This window comes from Novosphingobium fuchskuhlense (assembly GCF_001519075.1).
In the GTDB taxonomy this organism is placed as follows: Bacteria; Pseudomonadota; Alphaproteobacteria; order Sphingomonadales; family Sphingomonadaceae; genus Novosphingobium; species Novosphingobium fuchskuhlense.
On sequence record NZ_KQ954246.1, the window covers coordinates 745,380 to 771,590 of the forward strand.

The following is a 26,211-nucleotide window of genomic DNA, read 5'->3' on the forward strand; positions in this document are numbered from 1 at the left end:
GAGGATACTGATATGAGGGGCAAACTTACCCTGCTCGCAGGTGTGTGCGCAGCAGCCGTTGCAACGCCGTCGTTCGCGCAGAGCGCGCAGACCGCCGACAGCGGCCCGGGTGTCCAGGAAATCATCGTGACCGCTCAGCGCCAGTCGCAGCGCCTGCAGACGGTGCCTATCGCGATCAGCGCCTTCACGGCCGAGAACCTGACCAAGCAGCAGATCCGCAACCCGCTCGACCTGCAGCTTTCGCTGCCCAACATCACCTTCACCAAGACGAACTTCACCACCTCCAGCTTCACCATCCGCGGCATCGGTGACCTTTGCACCGGCGTGACCTGCGACAGCGCGACCGCGATCCACGTGAACGACGCGCCGCAGTTCTTCACCCGCCTGTTCGAAGGCGAGTTCTTCGATCTGGCGCAGGTCGAAGTGCTGCGCGGTCCGCAGGGCACCCTGTTCGGCCGCAACGCGACCTCGGGCGTGGTCAACTTCCGCACCGCCAAGCCAGACCTCAACGGTTTCGGCGCTGCCGGTGAAGCGGAATACGGCAACTACAACTCGATCCGCGTGAAGGGCATGATCAACGTGCCGATCAGCGAGACGCTGGCGGTGCGTGCGGCCGGCTACTACCTGAAGCGCGACGGCTACACGACCAACCTTTACGACAACAAGAAGCTCGACGACCGTGACATGTACGGTCTGCGCGGGTCGCTGACCTGGCAGCCGAGCTCGTCGACCACGGTCGACATCATGGGCCAGTACTTCCACGAGAAGGACAACCGCCTGCGCATCCAGAAGCAGTACTGCCAGAACGACCCCACCGGCATTCTGGGCTGCCTCAATTCCACGCGCGGCACCGGCACCACCAACAGCAACGCGCTGCTGGCCGGCATCGTGACCTCGAAGGAATTCTTCGCGATCCGCGGCCTGCCCACCGCCTTTGCACTTGGCAGCCTCTATGGGCCGAGCATCTACAGCAACGTGGTGAACCCGAAGGATCCACGTCAGGTCAGCACCGACTTCACGCCGACCTATGAAACCTCTGAAACGATCCTGCAGGGCTCGATCAAGCAGGACATCGGCGACACCTTCAACCTGCGTGTTTCGGGCAACTACCAGAAGGTCAAGATCGACTCGCAGCAGGACTACAACCTCGCTGTCTCGGATCGCTCGAGCTATGCGCCGGGGCTCGGTGCCTTGGCAGCGGCTGGTGCCGGTCTGCTCGGGCCTGGCCTCAAGTCGTATCTCGGACCGGTTGCTGCGGCGCTGACCCCCGATGGTCCGGGCGGCAAGCTGTGCACGTCGCTTGGCGAAGCCAGCGGTACGGGCGTCTTCGGCGGCCACGGCATCTGCGCCAGCACCCCGCTCGATTTCGACCGTTCGGTGCAGAACCAGGAAGCCTGGACCGGAGAAGCGATCTTCAGCAGCAAGTTCGAAGGTCCCTTCAACTTCCTGCTGGGCGGCATCTACGGCCAGTACAAGATCAGCGAGAACAGCTACTACGTGAGCTCGTTCGGGCTTGACTACTTCTCTGGCGTGGTCGGTGCCTTCTCGGCACTGGGCGCGGGCGCACCGCCCTCGTATCTCGCCACTCCGGCCTACCGCAACAACGGCGCCACCCGTGAAGGCTACAAGCTGACGACGTGGGGCATCTTCGGTGAAGCCTACTGGAAGTTCAGCGACAAGGTGAAGCTGACGGTCGGTCTGCGCAACAACAACGACAAGAAGAACATCACCGCGCGCACCACGCTGTTCAGCTTCCTCGCGCCGCAGGGCAGCACCAACGCCTATGATTCGCCCTTCATCGGCAGCTACGACGCCGACCCGGGCCTCGACGGCAACCAGCTGTATCAGGTGCGTACCAGCAAGTTCAACGAGCTGACCGGCCGTGCGGTGCTGGACTTCCAGATCTCGCCGAACAACCTGATCTACGCCTCGTACTCGCGCGGCTACAAGTCGGGCGGCATCAACCCGCCGCTCTCGCCGATCTTCCAGGTGCCCGAGACCTTCAACCCCGAATTCGTCGACAGCTTCGAAATCGGTTCGAAGAACACCTTCGGCAACGGTGCGCTGCAGCTGAACCTCACCGGGTTCTACTACAAGTACAAGGACCTGCAGCTCTCGCGCATCGTCGCGCGCACCTCGGTCAACGACAACGTGAATGCCAACATCTACGGTGTCGAAGCCGAAGCGGTGATCCGTCCGATCCGCCCGCTGACGATCAACGCCAACTTCAGCTACCTTCACACCGAAGTGTCGCAGGACAAGCTGCTCTCCAATCCGCGTGACTTTGGTGCGGGCCGCAAGGATGCGGTGATCATCAAGGACATCACCAACGCGGCAAACTGCGCGGTCGGCTCGAACTCGAATAACGTTGCGGGCGTCAATGCCTTCGTGAACACGGCCAATGCGCTGATCAACGCCGGGCAGATCCCTGGCGTGGTGGGCGGTGCCGGGCTCAAGGGCACCACGGCGTTCCCGGCCAACGGCGGGATCGCATCGACCGGCGCCTACTCGATCTGCGCCGTGCTCAGTGCACTTGCGCCGACGGTCGGCAATGCCCCCGGCATCGGCGGCGTGACGGTCTATTCGTCGGGTATCCCGGTGAACATCCGCGGCAACAAGCTGCCGGGCGCACCGAACGTGAAGTTCTCGGCCGGCGTGCAATACGCCATCCCGGTCAGCAACCTCACGCTCACCCCGCGCTTCGACCTGACCTACACCGGCCAGTCGACCGGCACGATCTTCAACGGCCTGCCCGACCGGATCCCGTCGTTCACCCAGATGAACGCCCAGATCCAGCTCGATGGTCCGTCGAACAAGTGGTACATCCGTGGGTTCATCCAGAACATCACGAACGACAACTCGGTGACCGGTCTCTACGTGACCGACCAGTCCTCGGGTAACTTCACCAACGTCTTCACGCTTGAACCGCGCCGCTACGGCATCGCCGCCGGCTTCAAGTTCTGATCGATTGGGGGGAACCGGCCTGGTGCCTGCAAAGGTGCCGGCCGGTCTGATGCGGGCGCCGGGGGGAAACCTCCGGCGCCTTGCTTTTGCGTCCCGGTCGGCGGCGCGGGTGTTCGGCGGTTCTACGCCAGCCGCCGTGACGCCGTGACGCAGGGCAAGGCAAGGCAAGGCAAGCTAACGGCGGGCACACTCGCGCCCCGCATGCAGAGGCCTGCCGAGCGAGGGCTGACCGAAGCTCGCGCCGATTGGCTCTTCAACAGATCGGATAAAAGGGGAATGGTGGACGCACTAGGGCTCGAACCTAGGACCCGCTGATTAAGAGCTGAAATCAGAGGGTCCTAGCGTGTCCGCACGGGTCCACAAATGGCGGAAATCTGCGATTCAGAGTCCATATTGTTCTTGAAATGTTCTCTAGTATCCAGTACAAAAAGCTACCTAGGGTAGCAGGTACATATGGCGAACAAAGTGGGGTTGACGGATGCGCGGATCGCAGGGCTGAAGGCCCCAGCGACAGGACAGATTGAGCTCGTGGACGGCATCGTCAACGGCCTTCGCCTGCGCATCGGCGCAAGTGGTATCAAGACATACATTTTGCGCAAGCGGGTGCAGGGGAAATGGTTGAATATCACGATTGGACGCCATGGCCCTAGTTTTACTTTGGCCAATGCGCGAAGGAAGGCGCGCGATCTCCTTGTCGACGTGGAGCAAGGCAAGAATATTGCAAGGAAAGAAGGGGCGAAGCGGAAGGGTACCAAAGGGGTTGGAACTGTTGCCGAGCTCTATGAAATCTACCTTGTTCAGCAGATCGAAGGGAAGAAGCGCAGCGCCCGGGAGTTCGACCGGGTCTTCCGGAAGTACATTGAGCCTGAGTTGGGCGACCGCCTCGCCGATGCTATCACTCGAAGTGACGTGAGCCGCTTCGTCGAGAAGGTGGCCTTCGAGGGTGGCAAAGAGACCCTGACCATGGCGCGCATCGTATTTCGCCATCTCTCAACGTTCTACACATGGGCGCTCACCAGGCTCGAGCATTTGCCTGCAAACCCGTGTCGGGATGCCTGGCGCCCGAAGCGGAGCGAGCCTCGCGACCGCGTAATTAGCGATCGTGAACTCGCGGCATTGTGGCAGGCTGCTGCCGAAGATGGCTTTCCGTTTGGTCATCTTGTGCAAATGCTTGTTCTTACAGCCCAGCGCAGGGGAGAGGTGCTCGACGCCACTTGCGATGAGTTCGACTTCAAAGCGAAGGTTTGGACGGTGCCGGGAGACAGAGCGAAAAACGGCAAGGCGAATGTGGTGCCGCTGTCAGCGCAGACCCTTGCGGTCGTCACCGAGATTTTTGCGGCCTCGGGGATCGCTCCGGACGACGCTCACAAACAATCGCAAATTCTATTGGCATCCAAGGTCACCAACACGAATAGTGTCAGTGGCCTGTCGAAGGCTTGGAAGCGGATACGGGCAAGCGTGGACGAGAAGCTCGGCTATGAAGCTGGGCATTTCACCATGCATGATATTCGCCGGACGGTGGCAACCGGCCTGCAAAGGCTTGGAATACCATTGGTCGTCTCGGAAGCTGTCCTCAATCATCAGTCGGGTTCAGCAATGGCTGGTGTCGCCGGGGTTTATCATCGGCATCAGTACACCAATGAGAAGCGCGAGGCGCTCGCGCTATGGGGCAGGGAGGTTCTTCACCTCGTCGCGAGATATCCGCCGCAGAAAAATCAGGAAGAATGACTGTCCGCGCCAATCCAGTCAGCACGTAACCGATCCATCCCTGCAACGACACCTTCAATGATCACCTTTGAGCCAATGAGATCGTCGGCAACTTCCTCGCTCTCGACGATCCAGACTTCGTCGGCTCTTGTGGTCAAGATCATCCCGCGCCTGCCGCGGCTCAGCATTCCAGACACGCGTATTCGACTGGAACTCACAACCAACCCCCTTTTCAGAAACGCCAATGGCGCAGCACATCGCGCACATAGGCCGGCGTCTCGCCATTGTGCGGAATGCCGCCAGCTCGTTCCACCGCGCCAGGACCAGCATTGTAGGCAGCGATAGCCAGATGGACTACCCCGAACTTGTCGAGCATCTGGCGCAGATACCGCGCTGCACCGAAGATGCTAGGCATTGGATCGAAGCGGTTTGAAATTCCAAGATCGCGAGCAGTTCCGGGCATTAGCTGTCCCAACCCAGCGGCACCAGCCTTGCTAATCGCCAATGGATTATACCGGGACTCTGTCCATACCAACGCGTCGAGAAGGCCCGCCGGTAACGCATATTGCGTCTCCGCAGCGTAGACATGGGGGAGGTAACTTGCTCGTCGAAAACCCGACGGTCCCTTGCTATCGGATTTCGCATAGCGATAGGGAAGGTGGATCCGGCCCGCTTCGACGATAGCGGCGGCGGGCAAGGTAGTATCCTTGGGTCGTTTCCAGATACCATGCTCGACCAATTGGAAACCGTTTGACGCCTCGGCCACACGGAAGCCCTGAGGTCCAATCCCAGGGGCAGTGGCAACTCCAGTGATCGCTTCCTCCCGCGCTTGAGCGGGGACGATAACCGCCAATCCCGTCACCGCCGCAGCAATCGTTGCCCATCTCAGTCTCATGGCTCGATTCCTTCAATAGCCGAATCGGTATGGAACATATAAAGAACAAGGTGTGTAGGAAAACGCATTGATGGCAGCGCAGAGCGGAGGCTGCGCGGGTGGAGGCATGCCAAAATGGAGATGTCCCATGTCCCAAGTTCACAGTCGCGAAACGCTCGAAGTCCGCGCTCGCATGATCGTCGAGGCACTGAGTGGGAAGTGGTCCCGTTCGCGCGGTATGTGTTGCTGCCCGGCCCACGCTGATCGTACCCCATCACTCAGCATCACGCTTGGCCAGCGAGCGATCTTGGTTCATTGCTTTGCCGGCTGCACCAATGAGGCCGTCATACAGAGCATGGCCAAGCTTGGGGTGCGGATTTCGGACCTGTTTGACGGTTCGGGCGGCCCGATCGCAGCCAAGCCGCGTCACGAAATCGCCGACCGCAACGCACTCAGGCTATGGCTTGAGGCCTCACCCCTCGCGGGCAGCTTGGCCGCTCGCTACCTCTCGGCAAGAGGTATCACGGTCGCATCGTCCGAGCTGCGCTTTCATCCGCGTATGCCGCTTGGCCCCAAGGGCTCCGTGCAGTTCCTTCCGGCGATGGTGGCGGCGGTGCGCAATGATGCCGGAATCCTGGCGCTGCACCGCACCTTCCTCAACCCCGATGGCGACGGTCTCGCAAAGTTCGAACAGCCCAAGCGAGCACTGGGCAGTCTCGGTTCTGGCGCGGTGCGCCTGGCGTTCCCGCGAACGGCGCGCCTCGGCCTCGCCGAAGGTGCCGAAAGCGCGCTTTCAGCAATGCAACTTTTCGGAACTCCCTGCTGGGCGACTCTCGGCAACGAGCGTTTCGGACTGGTTACGATACCGGAATCGGTGCGCGAACTCATTCTGTTCGTCGACAACGATGCTGGCGGCCTGCTCGCAGAAGAACGCGCTCGCGAAGCCTATGCCAAAATGGATCGGCGGATCGTAACCCAGCGCCCTGAGCGTGCCGACGAGGACTGGAATGACGTGCTTATGCGGAGATTGCGCGCGGCGATTTGAGCGTCGCAGAGAGGAAAGGTGGCTTGGGGCCTTTTGAGCCCTGCATGACGCGGGTCTCGTCAGGAGGTTTCGCATGTCCACTTTCCCCGTTCTTGCCTTGCCGTTTGGTGGGCCACCCCTTGTGCTGTCAGTCGCGCATGCCCTTGCAGCCCGGTTTACCCGATCCGAGGCCATCACACGCCCGACCCTCAATGGTGAGCTGTCCGCGTATTTTGGTGGCAGCGATGCAGCTGGCCGCTGGTCTGCGCGCGAAGCCCACGCTGCACTCGAACTGGCTCAAGTCGCCTGGTTGCAGGATCAGCCGGCAATCGGGTTGGACGCTAGCCCACTCACTGCCGCAGATTTCTTCGGCCGCCTAGAATCCTTGGTGCCGCGTCAGACCGCGCGCAGCGACGAGCAGATCGAGCTGCAGCAGTTCGCGACCCCGCCGCGACTTGCCTGGCTAGCGGCACGGGCCTGTGGCATCGCACGCGGCGATCTCGTCCTTGAGCCTTCCGCCGGAGCCGGCATGCTGGCGGTATGGGCGGACAAGGCGGGCGCAAGGCTTGCCCTCAACGAACTCTCCGCGCTGAGGCGGGATTGTCTCGGCCACCTGTTCCCAGCGGCCAGCATTACAGGCCACGATGCAGAACTGATCGACGACCTCATGGGCAAAGTGCCCCGGCCAGCCGTTGTTCTGATGAACCCGCCCTATTCGTGGAGCGCCGAGCGCGGTCACGATGGCCGCACGGGCGCGCGGCACTTGCGTTCGGCATGGAACCGCCTTGCCCCTGGCGGGCGGCTCACCGCGATCATGCCGGAGTGGTTCGACATCGGCCGGTTTTTGCGCCGCATGACCGGCCCGGCGGCGCTGCGCCTCGACGTCGCCATCGAGCGCGGGTTCCTGGCCCAGGGGACCTCGATCACCACGCGGCTGCTAGTGCTCGACAAGGTTGATGTGGCCAGCGAACCGGTCATCGCTCGGACTTCGGACTTTGCAGAGCTCGGTGCTCTGGTGGATGCGGTGCCTGCTCGCGTCATAGCCCAAGCTGCAGCGGCAACGCCGCTTTTCCCTCTCAAGGTCCTGCCGCGGCTGCGCCCGGGGCTTCGTCCATCGCCAGTGGCGGCAAGGCCAACTGCCGCAAGTGAAGCGGCCGCGTCGATAGCCTACAAAGCGCTCGATGTGCCTGCCCCGACGCCAGAGCAGGTTGGCCACTACTTGCCCTATCGGCCCAGCCGGATCGAGATTGCGGGAGCTGCTGAGCACCCCACACCGCTGGTGGAATCGGTCGCGATGGGCTCGATCACCGCGCCAGTGCCTACCGTCGTCCCCAAGCTTCCCGGCGGTGCCGTAGCGCGCGGGCTCCTCTCGGCAGCGCAGATCGAGACCCTCGTTTACGCTGTCAGCGCCCACGCGCGCGACTTGCCGGGTTTGTTTGCGCCCGAAGACAAGGGCTGCACGCTTAGACCGAGCGCCGAAGGCAAAGCCTACCGCATGGGTTATTTCCTGGGTGACGGAACTGGCGCTGGCAAAGGACGCCAGGTGGCGAGCGTCATTCTCGATCGCTGGGTGCAGGGCGGACGCCGCCATATCTGGATTTCCAAGAATGAGGCGCTGCTCGAAGACGCACGCCGCGACTGGTCCGCGCTTGGCGGCTTGCCCATCGATATCCAGCCGCTCGCGACCTGGAAGCTCGGAAGCCCCGTGACGATGCAGGAGGGCATCCTGTTCGTGACCTACCCTACGCTGCGCTCGGGACGCGCTGATGCCTCCCGGCTCGATCAGATCCTCGCCTGGGCCGGCGAGGACTTCGACGGGGTGATCGTCTTCGATGAAGCACACGCTATGGCCAATGCCGCAGGCGGCGAAGGTTCGCGCGGCAAGACCAAGGGCTCGGAACAAGGTGTCGCTGGCGTGCGTCTCCAGAACCTGCTGCCAAGAGCGCGTGTGCTCTACGCTTCGGCGACCGGAGCGTCGGACGTGAACAATCTCGCCTACGCCACACGGCTCGGTCTCTGGGGACCGGCAACGGCCTTTGCCACCCGCGAGGAGTTCGTCACCGATATCCGCGCAGGAGGAATTGCTGCAATGGAACTCGTTGCCCGCGATCTGAAGGCCCTCGGGCTCTACACGGCGCGGGCTCTCTCATTTGCGGGTGTCGAATACGAGATCCTCGAGCATGACCTGAGCGCAGATCAGATCGCGGTCTACGATGCCTATGCCGACGCCTGGGCGATCATCCACGCCAATCTGCGCGAGGCGCTCGAGGCCACACGTATCGTCGATAGTGAAACGGGCGGCACGCTCAACAACGGTGCAAAATCGGCAGCGCTCTCGGTCTTCGAAGGCACCAAGCAACGCTTCTTCGCGCAGCTACTGCTGTCGATGAAGCTGCCGAGCCTGCTCCCGGCAATCGATGCGGCGCTGCAGGAAGGCCATGCGGTCGTTGTCCAGCTGGTCTCCACGGCCGAGGCCATGCTCGATCGCCGCCTCGCCGAGCTGTCTGATGAGGAACGCGAAGCGCTGGAGATCGACCTGTCGCCCCGTGAATATGTGTAATGTTGAGCTCAACATTACACATATTCTTTGCAGTCGCAGTTTATGTCGAGCGTGGCGGCGGGAGGCGCAGGTTTCCGTTGGTTTTCCATGATTTCACTCCAGATAATATGTGGGTCAGGAGATGTCCGGGGACGGGTCAGGTCCGTCTTCGAACGTCGGTAAGCATGGTGATCAGGGCGTCGGATGGCGGCTTGAAGCGCCCGGGCTTGATGGCTGGGGCACCGTGGGCCGCCAGAATCTGCAGCTTCTCCTCGGGATCGGCGCGCAGATAAGCCTCGGTACTTTGGATGCTGGCGTGGCCGAGCCACAGCGCGACTTTGCGAATGTCACCTGTCGCCGCCAACGTGTGCATGGCGCAGGAATGGCGCAGCACGTGCGGCGTGACCCGTTTACCGAGGATCGAAGGCTGCTTGATTCCGGCGGTCTTGACGTGTTCGGCTAAACGGAACGCAAACCCATCACGCGTCATGGGCTGCCCGTTCGCGTTGAGAAACAACTCGGAAACCTGCGCTTCGGGCCGGATCGCAAGCCATGCGCGCAACGCGAGTTGAGTCTCTTTCCAGAGCGGCAAGACCCGTTCGCGGCGGCCCTTGCCTATGATGTGCATGGTGGACAGCGAACGGTCCGGGAAATCGCGCTGTTGCAGCGATACGAGTTCCGACACCCTGAGCCCGGCAGCATAGGCCAGATGCAACATAGCGCGGTCACGGGTACCGAGGCGTGTCCGTGGATCCGGGGCATCGAGCAAAGCCTTGATTTCTGCGCGGTCGAGGTATTCGATCAGTGCCTTGTCGGTCTTCTTGGTTGGAATCGCACGAATGCGCAGGGCCTGATCGAGACAGGCAGGCACGCGATACTCGATGTACCGGAAGAATGATCGAATCGCCGCCAATCGGCCATTGCGGGTCCTCACGCAGCTGCCGCGTCCGTTCTCAACATGGTCGAGGAAGGCCAGGATGAGGTCCGTGCCGAGATCCTCGACCTCAAGATCGGTTGGCCGACGCTTCAACCGGTCGGCAGCGAACCGGACCAGCAGCACGAAGCAGTTGGCGTAGGTCTTCACCGTGTGCGGGCTGACGGCGCGGTCGCGCGAAAGATGTTCGCGCAGGTACGCCGAGAGATAGGGGGCAAGTGCCGTCATGCCGCGTCTCCCAGGTAAAGGTGTTCGCTGGCGACCGCGATGTCGCGCAGCAACACCGGGGTGGCCTCGAGATACCAGTAGGTGTTGGTGACCGACGCGTGTCCCAGATAGGCGCTGAGACCGGCCATGTGATGTGCCACGGCCTCCCTGTCCGGCGGACAGGACTCCAGCGAGCGCACGGCGAAGGTATGGCGCAAATCGTGCATCCGCATGCCCGATGTTCCGGTCGGTCCTCGATATCCAAGCTGTCGTGCCAACCGGACGAACACGATGTGGGCGCGAACCTTGTGGGGTGCCCGTCCTCGGATGGTCACGAACAGGTCATTGCCCGTGGCACCGAGCCTCGCTCGGGTCGCGAGATATGCTTCGAGCGCCTGCCGGGTCGACGCCTGCAACACGACGAGGCGCTGCTTGCCGAACTTGCCATTGCGAATGATCAACCCGTCTTCGCCCAGATCGTCACACTGTAGCGCGAGGGCTTCGGAAATCCTCAGGCCAGTCGCTGCCAGCAATCCGAACAGGCAATGGTAGGTGTGGGGGCTGATTGTGCCTTTGGGCGGCAGGTCCAGCGCCGCGGCCATGATGGCGCGGATCTGTTCGGGCTCGATGATATACGGGGTCGGGCGTGGACGCTTACCCCGGCCGAAGACGCCAGCAGGAGGCACTTCGTGGGCGGGTTCCTCGGCATGGGCGAAAAGGCTGAAGTTGCGAACGGTGTCGAAACGGGTCTGTGCCACATATTGCGAGCTCGCCGTGTGGCACCAGTCGTAGATGCGCTGGACCTGGGTGTGCTGGTCACCGAAATGCCCTGCGTAGGCGGCATAGAGACGGAGCAGCCGGTCCTGTTCGTCATACTTCCGGCCAAGACTACGGTGCAGTGCAACGTAGCGGGAAATGTGCGTGTTCAGCATGACGGTTCTCCTGGCCAGGGCTGGGCGATCTTCATGAGCATCGGCAGATCGACCTTGGCGTAGATGGCGGTGGTCTCGGGCGAACTGTGACGCAGGATGGTCCCGACGGACTCCAGCCCCGCGCCCGCGCGCAGCAAGTTGGTGGCAAGCGAATGCCGGAAGATGTGCGATCCGGTCGGCACTCCTTCGATCCCGCCGCGTTCACGCGTGCGCGCAACTATACCGGCGATCTCCGCCGACGAGCGGAACGGCCGGAATGGGGCCTGTGCCCGTACGAACAAGTGCGGATCGGCGGCCTTGGGCCGGGCCGTAACAATATAGTCCAGGATCGCGTCGCCAACATCCTGGGGTAACGGCAGTCGGTCGGGCCGTCGTGTCTTGCCCTTGACCGTCAGATGACCTGACCGCCAGTCGATGTCGTCGAGGCGCATATCCTGAATATCGCCGGCACGCAGGCCGAGCCTGGCGAGCAGAAGAATGATGGCTTTGTCCCGAACTTCCACTGGGCGGTCTGTCGGACAAGCGCCGATTATCTGCTCGATCGTTGCCGGGGAGACGTGGCGGGGCAGAGTCGAAAGGCGGTATCGCTGGACCGAGTGGATCGCGTGCAACAGTGCCGGTCGACACTCGCCTTGCCCGATCAAAAAGCGGATGTAGCTCCTCATGATCGTGACGATCAGCGAGACGGATCCCGGCGTCTCCTTGCTTCGTCGTTCAAACGCCCGCCTGAGAGCCGCCGCATCCCATTGCGAAGGCTCGCCCAGCATGGCCATGAGCCGACGAATGTCAGCCCGGTAGCGGCGGATCGTCTCTTCGGTGGCGCCGCGATGTTGCCGGAGCCAGGCGAGGTAAGCCGACATGTACGGGTCAGCATCCGCCACCGGTTCGACCGGTGGGATAGCACCCTGCCGTCGAAGAAACTCGACGAAGTGCCTAGCGCACCGCCGTCGACGCTTCGCACCCGAGGCAACGAGCTTGCCTCGCTTGCGCCAGACCGGACACCGACAATCATGCGCGGCGTACTGGTCGATGATCGTGTTGTCGATATCGATCCACCGTCGTCGCGCAATGCGAAGCCAGGCCGTGAAATGCTCGGCCTCGGATCGATAGGACTGGGCCGGTCCTTGCGCGAGTTGCAAGCGATCGATCCCGTCGAAATAGTCGGCGAGGTGCTGTGGCAGATCGTCGATCCCGTCGTCGACTTCGACGTAGCCTTGATCTTCCAGGAAGCGGACGAAGCGCCTGACCCGGGCTGCAATGTCCGCCTTATAATCTGGTTGCTGCGCAGAATACCGGTGGCAACGGCACCGATGCCTCTCGAACCGCCGAACGGTCCGATCGTCGATCGTGCGGATCGCGATCCCATGCAGTCCCAGCCAATGCATAAAATGGCGGGCGGCAGCGCCAAACAGAACCGCACAGCCTGACCCCTCGTCGAGCGCCAGAGAGGAGAGGAATGCGGTGAGTAGAGCGTCGTGACTGGGCGGGTCTTCGACCCGGAGCGGTGCCGCTCGAAACGGCAATGATGATCTTGATCGCATGTTGGTTCCTTCGACTTGTTGAGGTCGAGGGAACCGTAATTATCTGGAGTGAAATCATGGAAAACCAACGGAAACCTGCGCCTCCCGCCGCCACGCTCGACATAAACTGCGACTGCAAAGAATACGTGGTCGACTACCTCATGAAGAGCTTCCCCGTGCGGCTGATGGCCGTCTTCACCGACGAGAATCGCAATCCTCGCTCCGAGCCGATGAGCGATGAACACGGCACGCCGGTGCTGTGCCAGGCAGCGCTGGCCGCGCGCGAGAGGATGGTCGAGCAGCTCTGCGCGCTGCCGCCGATCGCTACCGCGCTCGATGCGATCATCGAACGCTTCGGCACCGATAGGGTCGCTGAAGTCACCGGCCGCACCAAGCGGCTCGTCGTCGGTTCCGACGGGCGCCAGAAGCTGCAGTCGCGCACCCCGCGCGCCAACCTTGCCGAGACTCAGGCGTTCATGGACGGCGACAAGCGTATCCTCGTCTTCTCGGATGCCGGCGGCACCGGGCGCAGCTACCACGCGGATCTTGCCGCCAAGAACCAGGCTCGACGCGTCCACTTTCTGCTCGAACCAGGCTGGCGCGCCGATGCTGCGATTCAGGGCCTTGGGCGAACCAACCGAACCAATCAGGCGTCCGCCCCGTTGTTCCGGCCGGTCACCACCGATGTGCGCGGCGAGCGCCGATTCATCTCCACGATCGCGCGTCGCCTAGATAGCCTTGGGGCCCTGACCCGGGGACAACGCCAGACCGGCGGGCAGAACCTGTTCGATCCTGCCGACAATCTGGAGAGCATCTATGCCAAGGAAGCGCTGAACCGCTGGTTCGGCCTGCTGTTCCTGGGAAAGCTTGAAGCTGTCGGGCTGGCCCGATTCCAGGAGCTGACCGGACTCAGGATCGAGAGCGCCGATGGCGGGATGGTCGACGACCTGCCGACGATCCAGCGCTGGCTCAACCGTATCCTCGCCCTGCCGATCGGCCTCCAGAACGCGATTTTCGATGAATTCCTAGGGCTGGTTGAGGCGCGGATCGATGCGGCAAGAGCAGCAGGGACGCTCGATCTCGGGCTCGAGACCATTGCTGTCGAAAGCTTCGAGATCCTGTCCGACACCTTGCTGCGGACCGACAGCGTGTCTGGTGCCACAACCCACCTGCTGGAACTGGAGATCGCACGGGCGCTAAAGCCCCTGACGCTTGATCGGCTTGGGAAGCTCCAAGGTACGTCCGGCAGCCGTCGGCGGCTGATGCGCAACACGCGCTCGGGCAGGGCAGCTCTGCTGGTGCCGGCGCGCAGTCTGCTCTCGGATGACGGCACCCGCATCACGCGCCACGAACTGGTGCGCCCGTTGAAGCGTGGATACCTGTCTGCCGATCAGCTGGCTGAGAGCAGTTGGGAGCCGGTCGATGAGCCCGCTTTCCGCGGTGCATGGCAAACCGAAGTCGACGAAGCGCTGTCCTCGCTCAAGCGCGAGCGCCTGCATCTGGCCACGGGCCTGCTGCTCCCGGTCTGGGATAAGCTGCCAACCGACTATGTTCGTGTGAGCCGTATATCCGCACGTGACGGCCGCTCGCTGCTGGGCCGCGAGGTCCCGCTGCATGCCGTCGGCGAGATATGCAACGCGCTCGGCCTTGATGCCGCGCCCGAGATGACACCCGACAGCCTCATTGCTGCGGTTCTGGCGAGCGGCCGTGCCATGCCGGTCAAGGCGAGGGAGACGCTCATGCTCAAGCGGAGCCTCGTCAATGGCGCGCAGCGGCTTGAACTGACCGGTTGGTCGGCAAGTCGGCTCGATTGGTACAAGGCGCAGGGCTGCTTCACGGACATTATCCGGTTCCATACGCGTCTGTTCGTTCCGCTGGAGGGTGCTGCTGAGGTTGTGGCGAGCGTTGAGCGCCATTGATCGACCGGGTTAGGGGTGGGTTCAACCGGTCGACGCAACGCATCATTCTCAAGATGAGAAGGAGTGGTGCGATGAAGCAGCGTCGTCAATGCCCGAGTCTGCGGACAATCCGGAACATCGGCTTGCGAAAGGGGAAGGGCGACGAGCTGCCCATCCTTACGCCAAAAGTTTCCGCCTCAATCTACGGGAAAAATTACCGGATCGGGCAACGGATTGCGGGCGATAAATGCGGCCGCCATCGCACTGAACGGCGACGCGGGATCCCCGGCCTGGCCGTAGAATTCCCGGCGGCGGGCCACCTCTGATATCAGCTCTGGGTGCGGGTCGGCATTGTTGCGAGCGATGAAATCATGATCGGATCGCAGCTTGGCGATCAGCGCGTCGCGTGGCGTGTGTTCGAGCCGGTCTAGCCCGAGGGCCTTGATCGTGGCGATCCCCCGGGGGCTAATGCCGCGCGGTATTTCCTCCACGAACTCGATGTGCTCCGACGGGTCCTCCGCATCGGGATTAAGGAGCATCGGCGCCTCGGCCGCGACGAGCTGATGATGGTTGCTGGCCCGCCGTGTTGGATCTGCAAGCGGAAATTGCACACCTTTGTTGCTGCTGTTGCAGAAATGACAGGCTAGGAGGAGATTGTCCCAGCAATAGGCGAGCCAGTAATAGCCGGGCGTCGATGCCTTTATGCCTTTTTCCTGAGTGACACTGCCCTTGGGTCGCCAGTGTTCGACATGCGCGAGCGCATAAGGTTTCGGGATGTGGACCTCGCAGAACGCGCACTTGCCGTGATGCGATCGGTCCAAGGCGTCGCGCACACTCTGATGCCCGTATATCCCATCGTTGAAGGTCAGGCGCTTGGTACCGTTGTGGTAGGCAGCCTGATCCTTGTCGTAGACCGAGCAAAGTTCCTTGGCGGCATCTACCCCTTGGGTCAGCAAGACGTTGGGCGCCTCTCCCTTGTCGATTCGGATCATTGATTCAGTCCGCCACGTCTTCCCCGGTTCCTGCCATGAGCTTCTCGATATCCGGCATCACGTCGAGAGAACCGCTCTGAACGGCACGGGCAAAGCGATGAAGGTGTTGGAGCCTATCGCTCTCTGCTTGATCTAGGTCACCCTTTTGAATCAGTTCGCGACGTTCCGCGAGCAATGCCTCAAAGCGCGATGGCAGGGACGTCTCGAGTTCGAACGCAACAGTCACCACCTCGTCGAGCCGCACGACCTCCCTGGCGAACGGATCGGGCTTGATGACGGCATGATCACCCTCCCATCTGACGATCGAGACCGGATCCCCCGCTGCGATGCTTTCCTGGGCAATCACCGGAGAGTGCGTCGAGACGATGAACTGAATGCGCGGAAAGTGCTTTAGCAGCTGATCGCGCAGGCTGCGTTGCCAGACGGGATGGAGATGCAGTTCGACCTCGTCGATGAGCACGATCGCGCTTTCTCCGAAGGGATCTCTGCTCTCCGGAAAGTTCATATGCAAACGCCAGGCAAGGTCGACCAGCCAGGCGACCGTGGTCTGGGCGCCCAGGCTCATCTGCCTGAGAGGCGCAAAGCCCGAGGGTGTCCGGACGCTGATACCGCTGCCAGCAAGCTTCAAATCATCGCGCGAGATTTTCGGAATGAGGGCTGCGATGGCTTCGAGCATCGAGTCTCGAAACGTCTCCCAGCGCGCCTGCTCTACCTCATTCTTATCGCGGTGGGCCAGGAGCGCATTGTAATCGATCCGGTCAGGTACCTCGTCGGGATCGACAAGCATGATCTTCTCGTCAAATAGGGCTTCGGCGGGACCATATTCCCCAATTGACGAGAGATTTCGGAAACCCGCGTGCCGAAAGGCGCTGTAGCCGATCACGAGCGGACCATCCCCCGACAAGGTTTTCCTGGCAAGCCGGGGGTCGGCGGATTCGAGCTCTCCGGCACGCGTCACCACGTCATAGCCAAAGCTGAACGCGTCGCCCTGCTCGGTCATCATGGCGACTCTGAATCCGGCAGTCATGGCGTCGCCGCGGCGCACAAGGCTCTCGATCCTGTCGTTTTCAAAGTCGGCCAACGCGGGCGAGATCGCGTCAGGTGGACCGGCCTCTTTGCTGGGAATTTGAACAACACTCTCGGCCGACTCAGTCCACTCCGCGAGCTCCTCGTCAAGGAAGACCGACTCCGGGCCGCTGACTGTCGGCAATGGGCGCATGGCTGCCAGGGACTGGAGCAAAGTTGTCTTGCCGACGCCGTTCTCGCCAATGATCACGCACCAGCGGGCAGGTTTGCCGTCAATGGATAGATCAAGTGTCTGCTGACCGCCAAAGGCACGCACGTTGGTCAGCGATAGGCCGAGATAATGTATTGCGTCGGTCATCGAATCCTCGATCGGCGGCTCTGGAGCCGTTCCTAGACTGATCCCCCCGCTCTGACCACGCTGATGTGAGCACCGTCGGTTTGCGAGCTGGTTCGCCCGAACTTGCAAAATCCGACCGCATCATGCTCGCTCTAGCCGAGCTTCACAGCTGGACGCAGTTAGATCAACCTTTCAGCGTGATGATCGCAGCGTTTCTAAGGGACTACCCTCTGCCCTAATTAAGGCCCGCGCGTGCCAAATGTGCGGCTACGGTTTTACCGACGACAGAAGGATTGCCGGCGAGCGGGATCGCAATGTCGGCGTGCCCGCCAATCAGCTGGCACATCATTGCTGATCAGGATCGCATCTAGTCAAACTGCGAAATTGCGCCGGATTCTAAGATCTAAGCCGTCGTTGTGCCAAGCGTTGTTAGAAAATCTGCGAAAGAGGATACGATTATCTCCATGCGCTCGCATATCACACCGGGCGTGTTCAGGTTAAATCTTTAAATTGAAATTTAAAAAGTCTGTTATATAAGATAGAATATGAATTAGTATTTTAAATTATTTTAAATATACGTAAGAAGGTCGAGAATTGTATGAGACATTTTCATAAAACGATTTGAGATATGTCCTCAAGATGCCTGCTATGAGCAAGCCACGAACTCTGCTAACGCGAAAATTCGCAATAGCTCGATCAGAAGGAGATCCTCTATGGAAATGACAAAAACTCGGCCGGTCGAAGCCGTCGCTAACTCCAGCGCGCTGAGGCTCGACAGCGCGGCGCTTGCCCGGCTAGTGGACGAAGTCCGTAACGGCGCCGTAAGCGCACCGACTGCCTACGACCGGGTGCATAACCGCCATAACCGCTAGGGCGAGAGTCAGGTGCCAGCGATATGATCGCCATCGATACAGTTCTCGTGAAGCTTGCGAGTCGGTGCAATCTCGATTGCGACTATTGTTATGTCTACCGTATGGGGGATGACGCTTGGCGTCTGCAGCCCAAACTAATGTCCGAGCGGACCGTCGAAGCGCTAGGTGAGAATCTGGCTAGGCTGGTCGTGGCACAAGGGCGGCCCCTAAGCTTGGTCTTCCACGGCGGCGAGCCTCTTCTTGTCGGCGCTTCGCGATTCGATGCGATCTGCGCGAAATTGCGCGAGCAGTTGCCGCCGACGGTGGGTCTGCATGTCCAGACCAACGGGCTGCTACTGAACGACGATGTCATTCGGTCCTGCGCGCGGCATGATGTAGGCATTAGCATCAGCCTCGATGGGCCTTCCGAGATTCATGATCGCCATCGTCCCGACCGCCGAGGCCGCAAGTCACACGACACCGTCATGGCGGGCATCGCGCGAGTCCTTGCCCACACCAAGGGTCGGTCGCTGCTGTCGGGTCTTCTCTGCGTAATCGATCTCGAGGCGGATCCCGCCAGCATCTACGACTTCTTCAAGTCGACCGGGACGCCGAGCGTCGACTTCCTCTACCGCGACGGTAACCACGATACGCTGCCGATCGGAAAGGCGAGCTTGCTCTCGACCGAATACGGCGAGTGGATGGGGCGCCTGCTCGACGCCTATCTGGCTGACGATGAGCCGATCCGCATACGGCTGCTCGACGACATGATGCGACTCATTCTCGGTGGCCGCTCAATCAAGGAAGGGGTGGGGCAGGACGACTACGGCATTCTGGTCGTCGAGACCGACGGCACGATCACAAAGAACGACACACTCAAGTCCGCCGACGGCGCCGACCAGTTCGCCGAGCGTTGGAGCGTGCATGACGATCTGGCCGAGTTGGTCGGATCGCCCTTCTTCCAGGAGTATCATCAATCGCAACGGCCTAAAGCGGCCGCCTGTCTCGCCTGTCCAGATCTCCTGATTTGCGGCGGGGGCATGCCGACCCACCGTTGGAGCGCTGCCGCTGCCTTCGACAATCCCAGTGTATTCTGCGCGGACCAGAAGCGGCTGATTGACCATATGCGCGAGCAGATTGCACTTCGGACCGCAGCGTGACTCGTCCTGACTTCACGCGAGTCGAGAGCCGGGATTCTCCGTTTCCGCATTTTCGGGTAAGCGAGCTTTTGCCGGAAGCTACTGGCGATGCGTTGCTTGATTGGCTCGACGCGGACGCGCCATGGAAGCTGCAAGTCACCGACTTTTACGAGCAACATGAATTCTCGATGTTCGACTGCGCTGCACCCTCCGCGGTCGCGCACATCGTCTCAGACGCCTTCGTCGCCGACCTAGTCCGAGAACTGTCCGAACGGTTGGACGCTCCGCCACTCGAACTCGTCGAGGTGGCGGTCCACCGCTTGGTTGCAGGGCAGACGATCCGGATCCACAACGATCATATAGGCGAAGAGGAGACTCACCGGCTCATCGTCCAGCTAAACCGAGGCTGGACGGTTGAACAAGGCGGCCTCTTCATGATCTTCGAGGCCGACGATCCCGAAAGCGTAGCGGACGTGCTGCTGCCGGTCCACCGCAGCGCCTTCGGCTTCGAGATTTCCGAGCGTTCGCACCACGCCGTCTCCACCATCCACAGCGGCAGCCGCGACACGCTTGTCTACACTTTCCGGCACGCCGCTTGACCGCGCTTCAGGACCGAATACGCGCTGTGCTGCCAGGACGTGATTCCCGCTGGTACGCAGGGCTGGCACCGGTGCTGGCAATGCGGGAATGGGCCCAGCTCGCACTGTCGGGAATCAATCCGGAAAGCTACGGATCAGCTAGGATCCTGCGCGGCGATTCATCGGCACCACGCCCTGGGTCCGTGATGTCGGGGGCGGCCTTCGGACGGCCGGTTCCCCTTGAACGCTTCGATACGCTGATGCTGGCGCGTTACGGGGCGATCGGTCTGCGCGAGCCCAAGCCGACTGTCGACGCGAACCATTTTCAGACCGAGCTTGCGCAGGCCATGCGGCTGATCGATGTTGTTCCGGCTGCCGGAGAAGCCGTGCGCAGCCTAGTATGGTCGATCACGCCAGTGGGTGTCGAGAGTCGGGACTATGACACCGGCTATAGCGATCCTGCTCTGCCCTTTTCGATCTTCATCGGCGCGCACGCCGTAAGCGACCAAGTGCCGTCCATCCGTCTTGCGGAAGGCGTACTGCACGAGACAATGCACTTGCAGCTCAGCCTCATCGAGGATTCAGTACCTCTGGTCGGCGGGAGTGGCGAAAGTCGCTATTCACCTTGGCAGAAGCGCGAGCGACCGACCCAGGGCCTGTTGCATGGGATCTATGTCTTTCGAGTGGTCCAAGACTGGCTTCGTGTGATTGCCGCCGGGCCTATTATGGCGGGCGTGGACCTCGCCCATGCGCAGCTTCGCATCTCACAGATCGATGAGGAATGTGCCGAGCTAATAGATTTTGCCGCAAGCGACGATCTGACTCCAGAAGGTCGGATACTTGCCGCGGCACTTGTCGATTAGATTGCCCCGCTCGTGTCATGCGGGTCGCGATTCGCAGGCGCTTTCTATACGCGCGGCGGATCAGATTCTGCTGGCGCAGACGTGCGTCCAGCCGCATATTTGGCAGCCTACCTGTTGCTACGCCGGGCGCGCGCTACTGGACATCCTAGACTACCAGATCAAAGCGCCGACCAAGTGGCAAACCTTCAAGGACTTGGCCTGCACCCTTTTCGAGGTGGTGTGGAAAGATCCAACCGCGCAGAAAAACGGCCGGACCGGTCAGCGTCTTGCCGCGCAGGGAGTCCAGATTGAGCCCGGGCGGGATCGGTATCTCGAACCTCGGTTGGAGATTCGCGTCATCGCCACCGCGCCGGGGAGCTACACTCATTGCCAAACCCCAGACGTGGTTGGCGTTCAGTTCAGCGCTGCCCGTGTCACCTGCAGGCAGCGCCTTTCACCGATCACGCCCTAGGAACCACCGGCTTGACGCCGGCACCCCACACGGACGCTTTGGTTGAATTTTGCTGCGCGGCATTGAGGAATGGGTGTCCTGAACAGACGACGGCTTCTGGTAGGCTTCTATGAGCACGCGAACTTCGGCTGTTGCGGCGCCTTTTGCCTGGGCGCTGAGAGACCCACCGACGGCAGGTTTCGGCGTGGGCGGTCGTTCATGATGGCTGATTGGAACGACCGAGGCTGGTCGTTTGCTGCTGTTTGCTTTGAATCGGCAGTAGTGGGACGAGGCGGCAGTTAAGGTCCACGGCCATCAACAGACTTTGCTATTCAGTTTGATAGCGGCGGTGGGTTCGACGTCAGAACCTGAAGCGGCTCGCCGATAGGATCTACACCCTCGTCAATGAATCCTGTGATGATTTCGCCGCCTTTGAAGGTGGCGTTGCCGCCCTTAGTCAGGAGGCCAGCCAAGCCAAAGCCAAGCACACCCAGAACGACGCCGCCCGTGTTGCTTGCACCTTGGGTTCCTTTGGTTCCAGCTAACTTGACTGAGCCCCATTGGGTCTCGACGCTGCTCAATCGAAGGCTAAGCTGTCCTTTGCCGCCAGCTGCGCTGGTTCCAGATACAGCAATGACCTCAGCGCGAGCTGCCGCGCCGACCGGGATGACAATCACCCCACCAATCTTAACCGGCGCATTCACGCGAAGGATTACGCTGTCTCCAGCCTTCGCAGTCCGGCTGTTGACCTCCCTGAGTACCATCAGCTCGATCGCTGTGCCTCTGATCCAGCGTGGCGCGGCGTTGGAAACAGTAATCTCGACCGGTGCCGGAGAAGAAATACTAGTCTGAGCTTTTGTAGACGCGGCTATGCAAAGCGCCAGCATGGCAACCAGAGAGGTCGTCGTGCGCATCGGCTTGTATCAATTCGCCGGAGCAGATTGGGGTGATGCGCTGGTTGTGCCTGCAGAAGTAAACTTGATCGCAACACCAGTTGCATTGGTTTTACCCCAACTCATGGCAGAGACATGAGCATCACCGTATTGGGCCTTTATGACAGCGTCTGCCCCGAGCTTCTTGGCGCGCTCCCACAATTCCCGATAGATTTTTTCTTGTGACGGCGACTTTGAAAACACCGTGGCCTTGCGCACGCCCGCCTGGACCTCGCCGACAACGACGTAAGCGCGGTCAGTGATATCATATGGATAGACGGGCACCCCGAACTCGCCCGTTGCAGTGGCAGCTGCCGGTCCGGCTGGAGCTGTCTCAGCGTAAGCAGGGAAAGTGGCGGTGAGGCTCATTGCTACGAAAAGGGCTAGACGCATTTGCTTAGGTTCCTGTCGTTTCGTCGGGTTTGCGTGCTCGCGCTGGCCCTAGTTTTGGTTTCGGGCAGAGCCGCTAGTCGGCGTAGCGGCTGCCGGGGCAGCCACTTGAACAGCCGGAACTGCAACCGGCACTTCAAGCGGTTTGGGAGATTGGGCAGCAGCAAAAACCAACGGCACGTCCTCGCCGACGAAACCCTTGATTTGCGTTCCAGCATCGATTTGGGCGCTGGTGCCGGTGGTGAAGAAGCCAACGACTGGCACGAAAGCAACAGCTGCAACGACGCCAGCAGTCCCTGTAACGCCCTTATCGTCAAACGTACCGTTGAGCCGAATTTGGCGGCCATTCACGGTTGCATGGAGGAGACTTGCGGTCAGGTGGCCGGACTTGCCCCACATTCCCTTGTTTCGGACCTCGGTGATTTCCCCAACGGCTGGCGATCCCACCGGGATCACGATATTGCCGCCAACCGACACGGCTTCCATGACCGACAACTGAAAATGTTGTCCGACACGCAGTTTCTTCCCTTTTGTCGAAAGCGGCTCGCTCAGCTTCAGCTGAACTTCTGTTCCGGTTCGAAGGACGTTATCGGAAACCGGCGCGACGGTCATGGCTTGCGCAGGCGCTGGCGAGACCTGGGCCTGCGCACCAGTAGTGAGCAACAGAAACGCGACGGGTCCGCTCGTCAAAAACTTCATAAATTTACCCCCGGTGTTTCTTCTGTTGTCGACAAGTGCGGCTGCCCGTCAAGCACAGTGAAGTCAAGGACGGTCGCCGCAGATTTGGCGAGAGTTGAGTTTTCAAGTTTCAACACTTCGATGCGATGCGGCCACAGTGGCCACCGTCGGGCAGAATATCCACTTATCACCGTGCAGATTCGCCAGGTCACCTCCGAGAAAAGTGGCCTACAACATGAAGCGGATGATCAAGTTCATGGCCATTCGGCCACTCATTGCAGCGAACCGCACCTGATCGCGGCCCAAGCCTTCGGCAAAATTGGACCCAGCCACCCATTCCACCAAAATTTGCCACCATCGCCTAGTTGCATTTGTACCCAGCCTCGGTCGGATCCAGATGCGCGCCCTGATCCATCCGAATGTCAGTTTCCCCGATAGCAGCGTCCGCGAAGCCGCCGGTCCGGATTGTCCGGCAAAATGGTCATTGGCCATATTTGAACTCTGAGACCGCACTGCTTTGATTGAAGAGGGGAGGGGGCTTTGCCCTGATTGAGCCTGTCAGGCGTCGATGGTCGGCGCGCGCAAACGGCTCAGTTCAGGAGTGAAACCGATGTTCCAAACAATTCCTCTCGGCAAGCTAGTTGCCTCCCCCCGCAATGTCCGCCGCCATGGCGATCCAGCCGCAGATGCCGAACTCAAGGCCAGCATTGCGGCGCACGGCTTGCTGCAAAACCTCGTGGTCCGGGCCGCACCCAAGGGCCGGTTCGAAGTCGAAGCCGGCGAACGCCGCCGCCGCGCGATGCTCGCGCTGGTTGAGGACAAGGTCCTGCCGCGCGACCATCAGGTCACGTGCCTCGTTCTCAGCGCCGATAACGAGACCGCACCCGAAGCGAGCCTTGCGGAGAACTTCCACCGTCTTGCCATGAACCCCGCCGATGAAGCGCTGGCATTCGCCGTGCTCATCGAGGGCGGGGCGACGACCGAACAAGTCGCTCGCCGCTTCGGTCTCACGGTGCGTTTCGTCGAAGGGCGGCTGCGGCTCGCAACACTGGCTCTGGTCGTCTTCGAGGCTCTCGCTGCTGGCGAGATCACGCTCGACATGGCCAAGGCCTATGGTGCCACGTCGGACCAGCAGATCCAAGCACGCGTCTTCTCGGAGGTGTCCGGTGCCTACTACGCGCCGAATGCCGACAGCATCCGGCGGATGGTGCTCACCGGAACAGTGCGGGGCAATGATCCCCGGGCCAAGCTGGTTGGGCGGGACGGATACCTCGCGGCAGGCGGCCGGATCGAGCGCGAACTTTTCGACGATGCCGATACCGAGACTTGGGTCGATGTCACGCTGCTGGAAACCCTGGCTGCGGCGAAGATGGAAGAGGAAGCCCGCGCGCTCGCTGCGGAGCACGGCGTGGCGTGGGTCAAGCCGACGCTCGATCCTTACGCTAGCCACGATCTGGTCGAGAATCTTGTGCGCCTGCCGGCAGAGCCTGCGCCGCTCAGCGAGGCCGAAGTCGCGCGGTTGGAAGAGCTCGACGCTTCGTGGGATGAACACGCTGCGATCCTCGAGGAGGAGGATAGCGCGCCAGAAGCGGTCGAAGCAGCCGAGGCCGCAATTGCGGCAATCGAACGCGAGACGCAGGACATCCGCAGCCGCAAGCCGGTCCTGCCTGAGGAGCAGAAGGGTTCGGCAGGCATGATCCTCACGCTGTCGCGCGAGGGCACGCCCGTGCTGCAGCCGGTCTTCTACGGCGAGCGGGAAGAGACGGCGCCGAGCGATGGCGATGGCATCGAAGTGGTCAGTTCCGAAGGTGAGACGGGACCGCGCCGCGCGACCCTCTCGCGCAGGCTTGTCGACGAACTTGCCATGCAGCGCCGCGACGTGCTCGCCCTGCACCTGGCATCGGATCCGGCGCTCGCACTCGACGTTGTGGTCTTTACCCTTGCCGATGCCGACAGCCACGACTGGCACGCGCGCAAGGCCTCGACCATCCGCGGCGGCGTGCCGAACGGTCCTATCGTCGGGTTCGAGCCTGCCGATGCGGCGGCGACCGGCGCGCTTGCCGAGCTTCGCTCCGCGCTCGATGAGACCTGGCGCGCCGGCACCGATCAGCGTGAACGCTTCGACCGGTTCCGGGCGCTCGGCGACGAAGCCCGTGCGGCCTGGCTGGGGCACGTTGTTGCGCGCTCGCTCGAGGCCAGCCTCAATATGAGCGGCGAGCGCAGGATCCCGTTACAGGATCATCTCGGCGCGCTAATCGGCATCGATATCGCGCAGTGGTGGCGGCCGACGGCGGCGAACTTCTTTGACCGGGTGCCTAAGCAGGTCATTCTCGAGGCGCTGGGCGAAGTCGGCGGCGCGGAGCTCGCGGCGCGCTACGTCTCGGTCAAGAAGGCGGATCTGGCGGCCAGCGCCGAGCGCATCTTTGCGGGAGCCACGATTGCCGAAGTCGCAGAGCGTGAACGCGCGCTGGCCTGGGTGCCCGATGTCATGCGGTTCCCATCCCTTGCGGCGGAAGACGAACAGGTCGCGCCGTCCGAACCGCTGTGCGGTGAACTGCTCAGCGAAGATTCGGATGCAAAACCGGAATCCCAACAAGCCGATGATTCCGCCCGCGATCTGGCAGCCTGACCTCCTCCTGACAGGCTGACAGTCGCGAACCTCGAAGCCGTCCCTCGGGCACACCCCGAGGGGCGGCTTCTTCTTTTCAGTCAGAGGAGAGGAGGCGCCCCTGGGGGCGGAAGCCGTGGGCAGGAGCGCCCACGGGGAAACCCATCAGGAGAAGCCCCATGACCAAGTACCGTTCTCGCGAGCGCAGCGGACCATCGCCAGCCGCGCGCATTACCCAGGAAATCATCACCCGGCTCGACGCTGGAACCAAGCCCTGGGTCCAGCCCTGGCGCGGCGTTCCGGTGTCGCGGCCCTTGCGCGCCTGCGGGATTCCCTATCGCGGCATGAACTGTTTCTGGCTCTGGATGGTCGCCGATATGTGCGGTTACGCCTCGCCGTTCTGGATGACCTACCGCCAGGCGCAGGAGCTCGGAGGACAAGTCCGCAAGGGCGAGAAATCGACGATCGCGATCTTCTACAAGAGCTACACCAAGGAGGTCGAAGCACCGGATACCGGCGAGCGCAGCGAGGAAGCCCGCCGCGTGCTCAAATCCTACCCGGTGTTCAATGCCGATCAGATCGAAGGCCTGCCGGCCTACTTTCGTCCCGTCGCATCGTTGGAGCTCGTTGAGCCCGCAGGCCGCGAGGACGAGCTCGACAGGTTCTTTGCGGCAATCCCGGCCAACCTTCGGAACGCGGGCTCAGAGGCCTACTACGAGCCCGGCATCGACCGGATCACGATGCCACCAGCAAGCCTGTTTACCGGCTTCGACCACTACTATGCGACG

General features: G+C 61.6%; 22 protein-coding genes. 12 read left to right on the forward strand and 10 right to left on the reverse strand.

Going from position 1 to position 26,211, the window contains the following annotated elements; translation table 11 throughout:
* Window positions 1-12: 12 nt before the first annotated feature.
* Both AQZ52_RS17330 and AQZ52_RS17335 read left to right on the forward strand, forming a co-directional pair.
* A complete protein-coding gene (locus AQZ52_RS17330) occupies window positions 13-2,964 on the forward strand; it encodes a TonB-dependent receptor (protein WP_067913884.1) in 2,952 nt (983 codons plus the stop codon).
* A 453-nt stretch (window positions 2,965-3,417) separates the two neighbouring features.
* The gene (locus AQZ52_RS17335) at window positions 3,418-4,692 is read left to right on the forward strand and encodes a tyrosine-type recombinase/integrase (RefSeq protein ID WP_067913887.1); all 1,275 of its coding nucleotides are present in this window, start codon (window positions 3,418-3,420) and stop codon (window positions 4,690-4,692) included.
* Here AQZ52_RS17335 and AQZ52_RS18820 read toward each other — a convergent pair.
* Entirely contained in the window at window positions 4,680-4,859 is a 180-nt protein-coding gene (locus AQZ52_RS18820) for a DUF5818 domain-containing protein (protein ID WP_067913890.1), read from the reverse strand. The two genes, AQZ52_RS17335 and AQZ52_RS18820, sit on opposite strands and share 13 nt — an antisense overlap.
* A 44-nt stretch (window positions 4,860-4,903) precedes the next feature.
* Window positions 4,904-5,566 (reverse strand): lytic transglycosylase domain-containing protein, encoded by a 663-nt coding sequence (locus AQZ52_RS17345; RefSeq protein ID WP_067913892.1) that lies wholly within the window; start codon window positions 5,564-5,566, stop codon window positions 4,904-4,906.
* Window positions 5,567-5,738: 172 nt separating this feature from the next.
* On the opposite strand from AQZ52_RS17345, the gene AQZ52_RS17350 reads away from it, so the two are divergent.
* A complete protein-coding gene (locus tag AQZ52_RS17350; protein ID WP_240481740.1) occupies window positions 5,739-6,590 on the forward strand; it encodes a DUF7146 domain-containing protein in 852 nt (283 codons plus the stop codon).
* A 73-nt stretch (window positions 6,591-6,663) separates the two neighbouring features.
* A complete protein-coding gene (locus AQZ52_RS17355; protein ID WP_067913898.1) occupies window positions 6,664-9,129 on the forward strand; it encodes a strawberry notch-like NTP hydrolase domain-containing protein in 2,466 nt (821 codons plus the stop codon).
* A gap of 136 nt (window positions 9,130-9,265) precedes the next feature.
* On the opposite strand, the gene AQZ52_RS17360 is transcribed toward AQZ52_RS17355, so the two are convergent.
* From AQZ52_RS17360 to AQZ52_RS19305, 3 genes are read right to left on the reverse strand one after another with little or no spacing between them, the layout of a single operon-like run.
* Entirely contained in the window at window positions 9,266-10,270 is a 1,005-nt protein-coding gene (locus AQZ52_RS17360; RefSeq protein WP_067913902.1) for a tyrosine-type recombinase/integrase, read from the reverse strand.
* A complete protein-coding gene (locus tag AQZ52_RS17365; RefSeq protein WP_067913905.1) occupies window positions 10,267-11,181 on the reverse strand; it encodes a tyrosine-type recombinase/integrase in 915 nt (304 codons plus the stop codon). The genes AQZ52_RS17360 and AQZ52_RS17365 overlap by 4 nt, the downstream gene beginning before the upstream one ends.
* On the reverse strand, window positions 11,175-12,041 hold the full coding sequence (locus AQZ52_RS19305) for a tyrosine-type recombinase/integrase (protein ID WP_476703802.1): 867 nt from the start codon (window positions 12,039-12,041) through the stop codon (window positions 11,175-11,177). The genes AQZ52_RS17365 and AQZ52_RS19305 overlap by 7 nt, the downstream gene beginning before the upstream one ends.
* A 150-nt stretch (window positions 12,042-12,191) precedes the next feature.
* Here AQZ52_RS19305 and AQZ52_RS19310 point away from each other — a divergent pair, with 150 nt between their 5' ends.
* Together AQZ52_RS19310 and AQZ52_RS17375 are read left to right on the forward strand one after the other, a co-directional pair.
* On the forward strand, window positions 12,192-12,608 hold the full coding sequence (locus AQZ52_RS19310) for a hypothetical protein (RefSeq protein WP_476703803.1): 417 nt from the start codon (window positions 12,192-12,194) through the stop codon (window positions 12,606-12,608).
* A gap of 323 nt (window positions 12,609-12,931) precedes the next feature.
* Window positions 12,932-14,620 (forward strand): strawberry notch C-terminal domain-containing protein, encoded by a 1,689-nt coding sequence (locus AQZ52_RS17375; RefSeq protein WP_420806458.1) that lies wholly within the window; start codon window positions 12,932-12,934, stop codon window positions 14,618-14,620.
* A 176-nt stretch (window positions 14,621-14,796) separates the two neighbouring features.
* Here the strand turns inward: AQZ52_RS17375 and AQZ52_RS17380 are convergent, their stop codons facing one another.
* Together AQZ52_RS17380 and AQZ52_RS17385 are read right to left on the reverse strand one after the other, a co-directional pair.
* Window positions 14,797-15,591, reverse strand: a complete 795-nt coding sequence (locus AQZ52_RS17380) for an HNH endonuclease family protein (protein ID WP_067913914.1) — start codon at window positions 15,589-15,591, stop codon at window positions 14,797-14,799.
* A 4-nt stretch (window positions 15,592-15,595) separates the two neighbouring features.
* Window positions 15,596-16,975, reverse strand: coding sequence for an AAA family ATPase (locus AQZ52_RS17385; protein ID WP_067913917.1), 1,380 nt, complete (start codon window positions 16,973-16,975; stop codon window positions 15,596-15,598).
* 692 nt (window positions 16,976-17,667) lie between these two features.
* Between AQZ52_RS17385 and yhhA the strand changes: the two genes are divergently transcribed.
* Genes yhhA through AQZ52_RS17400 form a run of 4 tightly spaced genes read left to right on the forward strand, consistent with a single transcriptional unit; the run spans window position 17,668 to window position 20,385 of the window.
* Entirely contained in the window at window positions 17,668-17,826 is a 159-nt protein-coding gene (gene yhhA, locus AQZ52_RS18655; RefSeq protein WP_156425013.1) for a YhhA family cyclophane-containing RiPP, read from the forward strand.
* A gap of 23 nt (window positions 17,827-17,849) precedes the next feature.
* Window positions 17,850-18,965, forward strand: coding sequence for a cyclophane-forming radical SAM/SPASM peptide maturase YhhB (gene yhhB, locus AQZ52_RS17390; protein ID WP_067913920.1), 1,116 nt, complete (start codon window positions 17,850-17,852; stop codon window positions 18,963-18,965).
* A complete protein-coding gene (yhhC, locus tag AQZ52_RS17395) occupies window positions 18,962-19,543 on the forward strand; it encodes a cyclophane-containing peptide 2OG-Fe(II) oxygenase YhhC (protein ID WP_156425014.1) in 582 nt (193 codons plus the stop codon). Before yhhB ends, yhhC begins: the two co-directional genes overlap by 4 nt.
* A complete protein-coding gene (locus AQZ52_RS17400; RefSeq protein WP_156425015.1) occupies window positions 19,540-20,385 on the forward strand; it encodes an aKG-HExxH-type peptide beta-hydroxylase in 846 nt (281 codons plus the stop codon). Before yhhC ends, AQZ52_RS17400 begins: the two co-directional genes overlap by 4 nt.
* A gap of 762 nt (window positions 20,386-21,147) precedes the next feature.
* Here the strand turns inward: AQZ52_RS17400 and AQZ52_RS17410 are convergent.
* The 3 genes from AQZ52_RS17410 to AQZ52_RS17415 are packed head-to-tail and all read right to left on the reverse strand — an operon-like array spanning window position 21,148 to window position 22,836.
* Window positions 21,148-21,729 (reverse strand): hypothetical protein, encoded by a 582-nt coding sequence (locus tag AQZ52_RS17410; protein WP_067913927.1) that lies wholly within the window; start codon window positions 21,727-21,729, stop codon window positions 21,148-21,150.
* Window positions 21,730-21,738: 9 nt separating this feature from the next.
* Window positions 21,739-22,140, reverse strand: a complete 402-nt coding sequence (locus tag AQZ52_RS18275; protein WP_156425016.1) for a hypothetical protein — start codon at window positions 22,138-22,140, stop codon at window positions 21,739-21,741.
* 48 nt (window positions 22,141-22,188) lie between these two features.
* Entirely contained in the window at window positions 22,189-22,836 is a 648-nt protein-coding gene (locus tag AQZ52_RS17415) for a hypothetical protein (protein WP_067913929.1), read from the reverse strand.
* 589 nt (window positions 22,837-23,425) lie between these two features.
* On the opposite strand from AQZ52_RS17415, the gene AQZ52_RS17420 reads away from it, so the two are divergent.
* A complete protein-coding gene (locus AQZ52_RS17420; protein ID WP_067913933.1) occupies window positions 23,426-25,444 on the forward strand; it encodes a ParB/RepB/Spo0J family partition protein in 2,019 nt (672 codons plus the stop codon).
* Window positions 25,445-25,602: 158 nt separating this feature from the next.
* On the forward strand, window positions 25,603-26,211 hold a 609-nt coding region (locus tag AQZ52_RS17425), incomplete at its 3' end, for an ArdC family protein (RefSeq protein WP_156425033.1).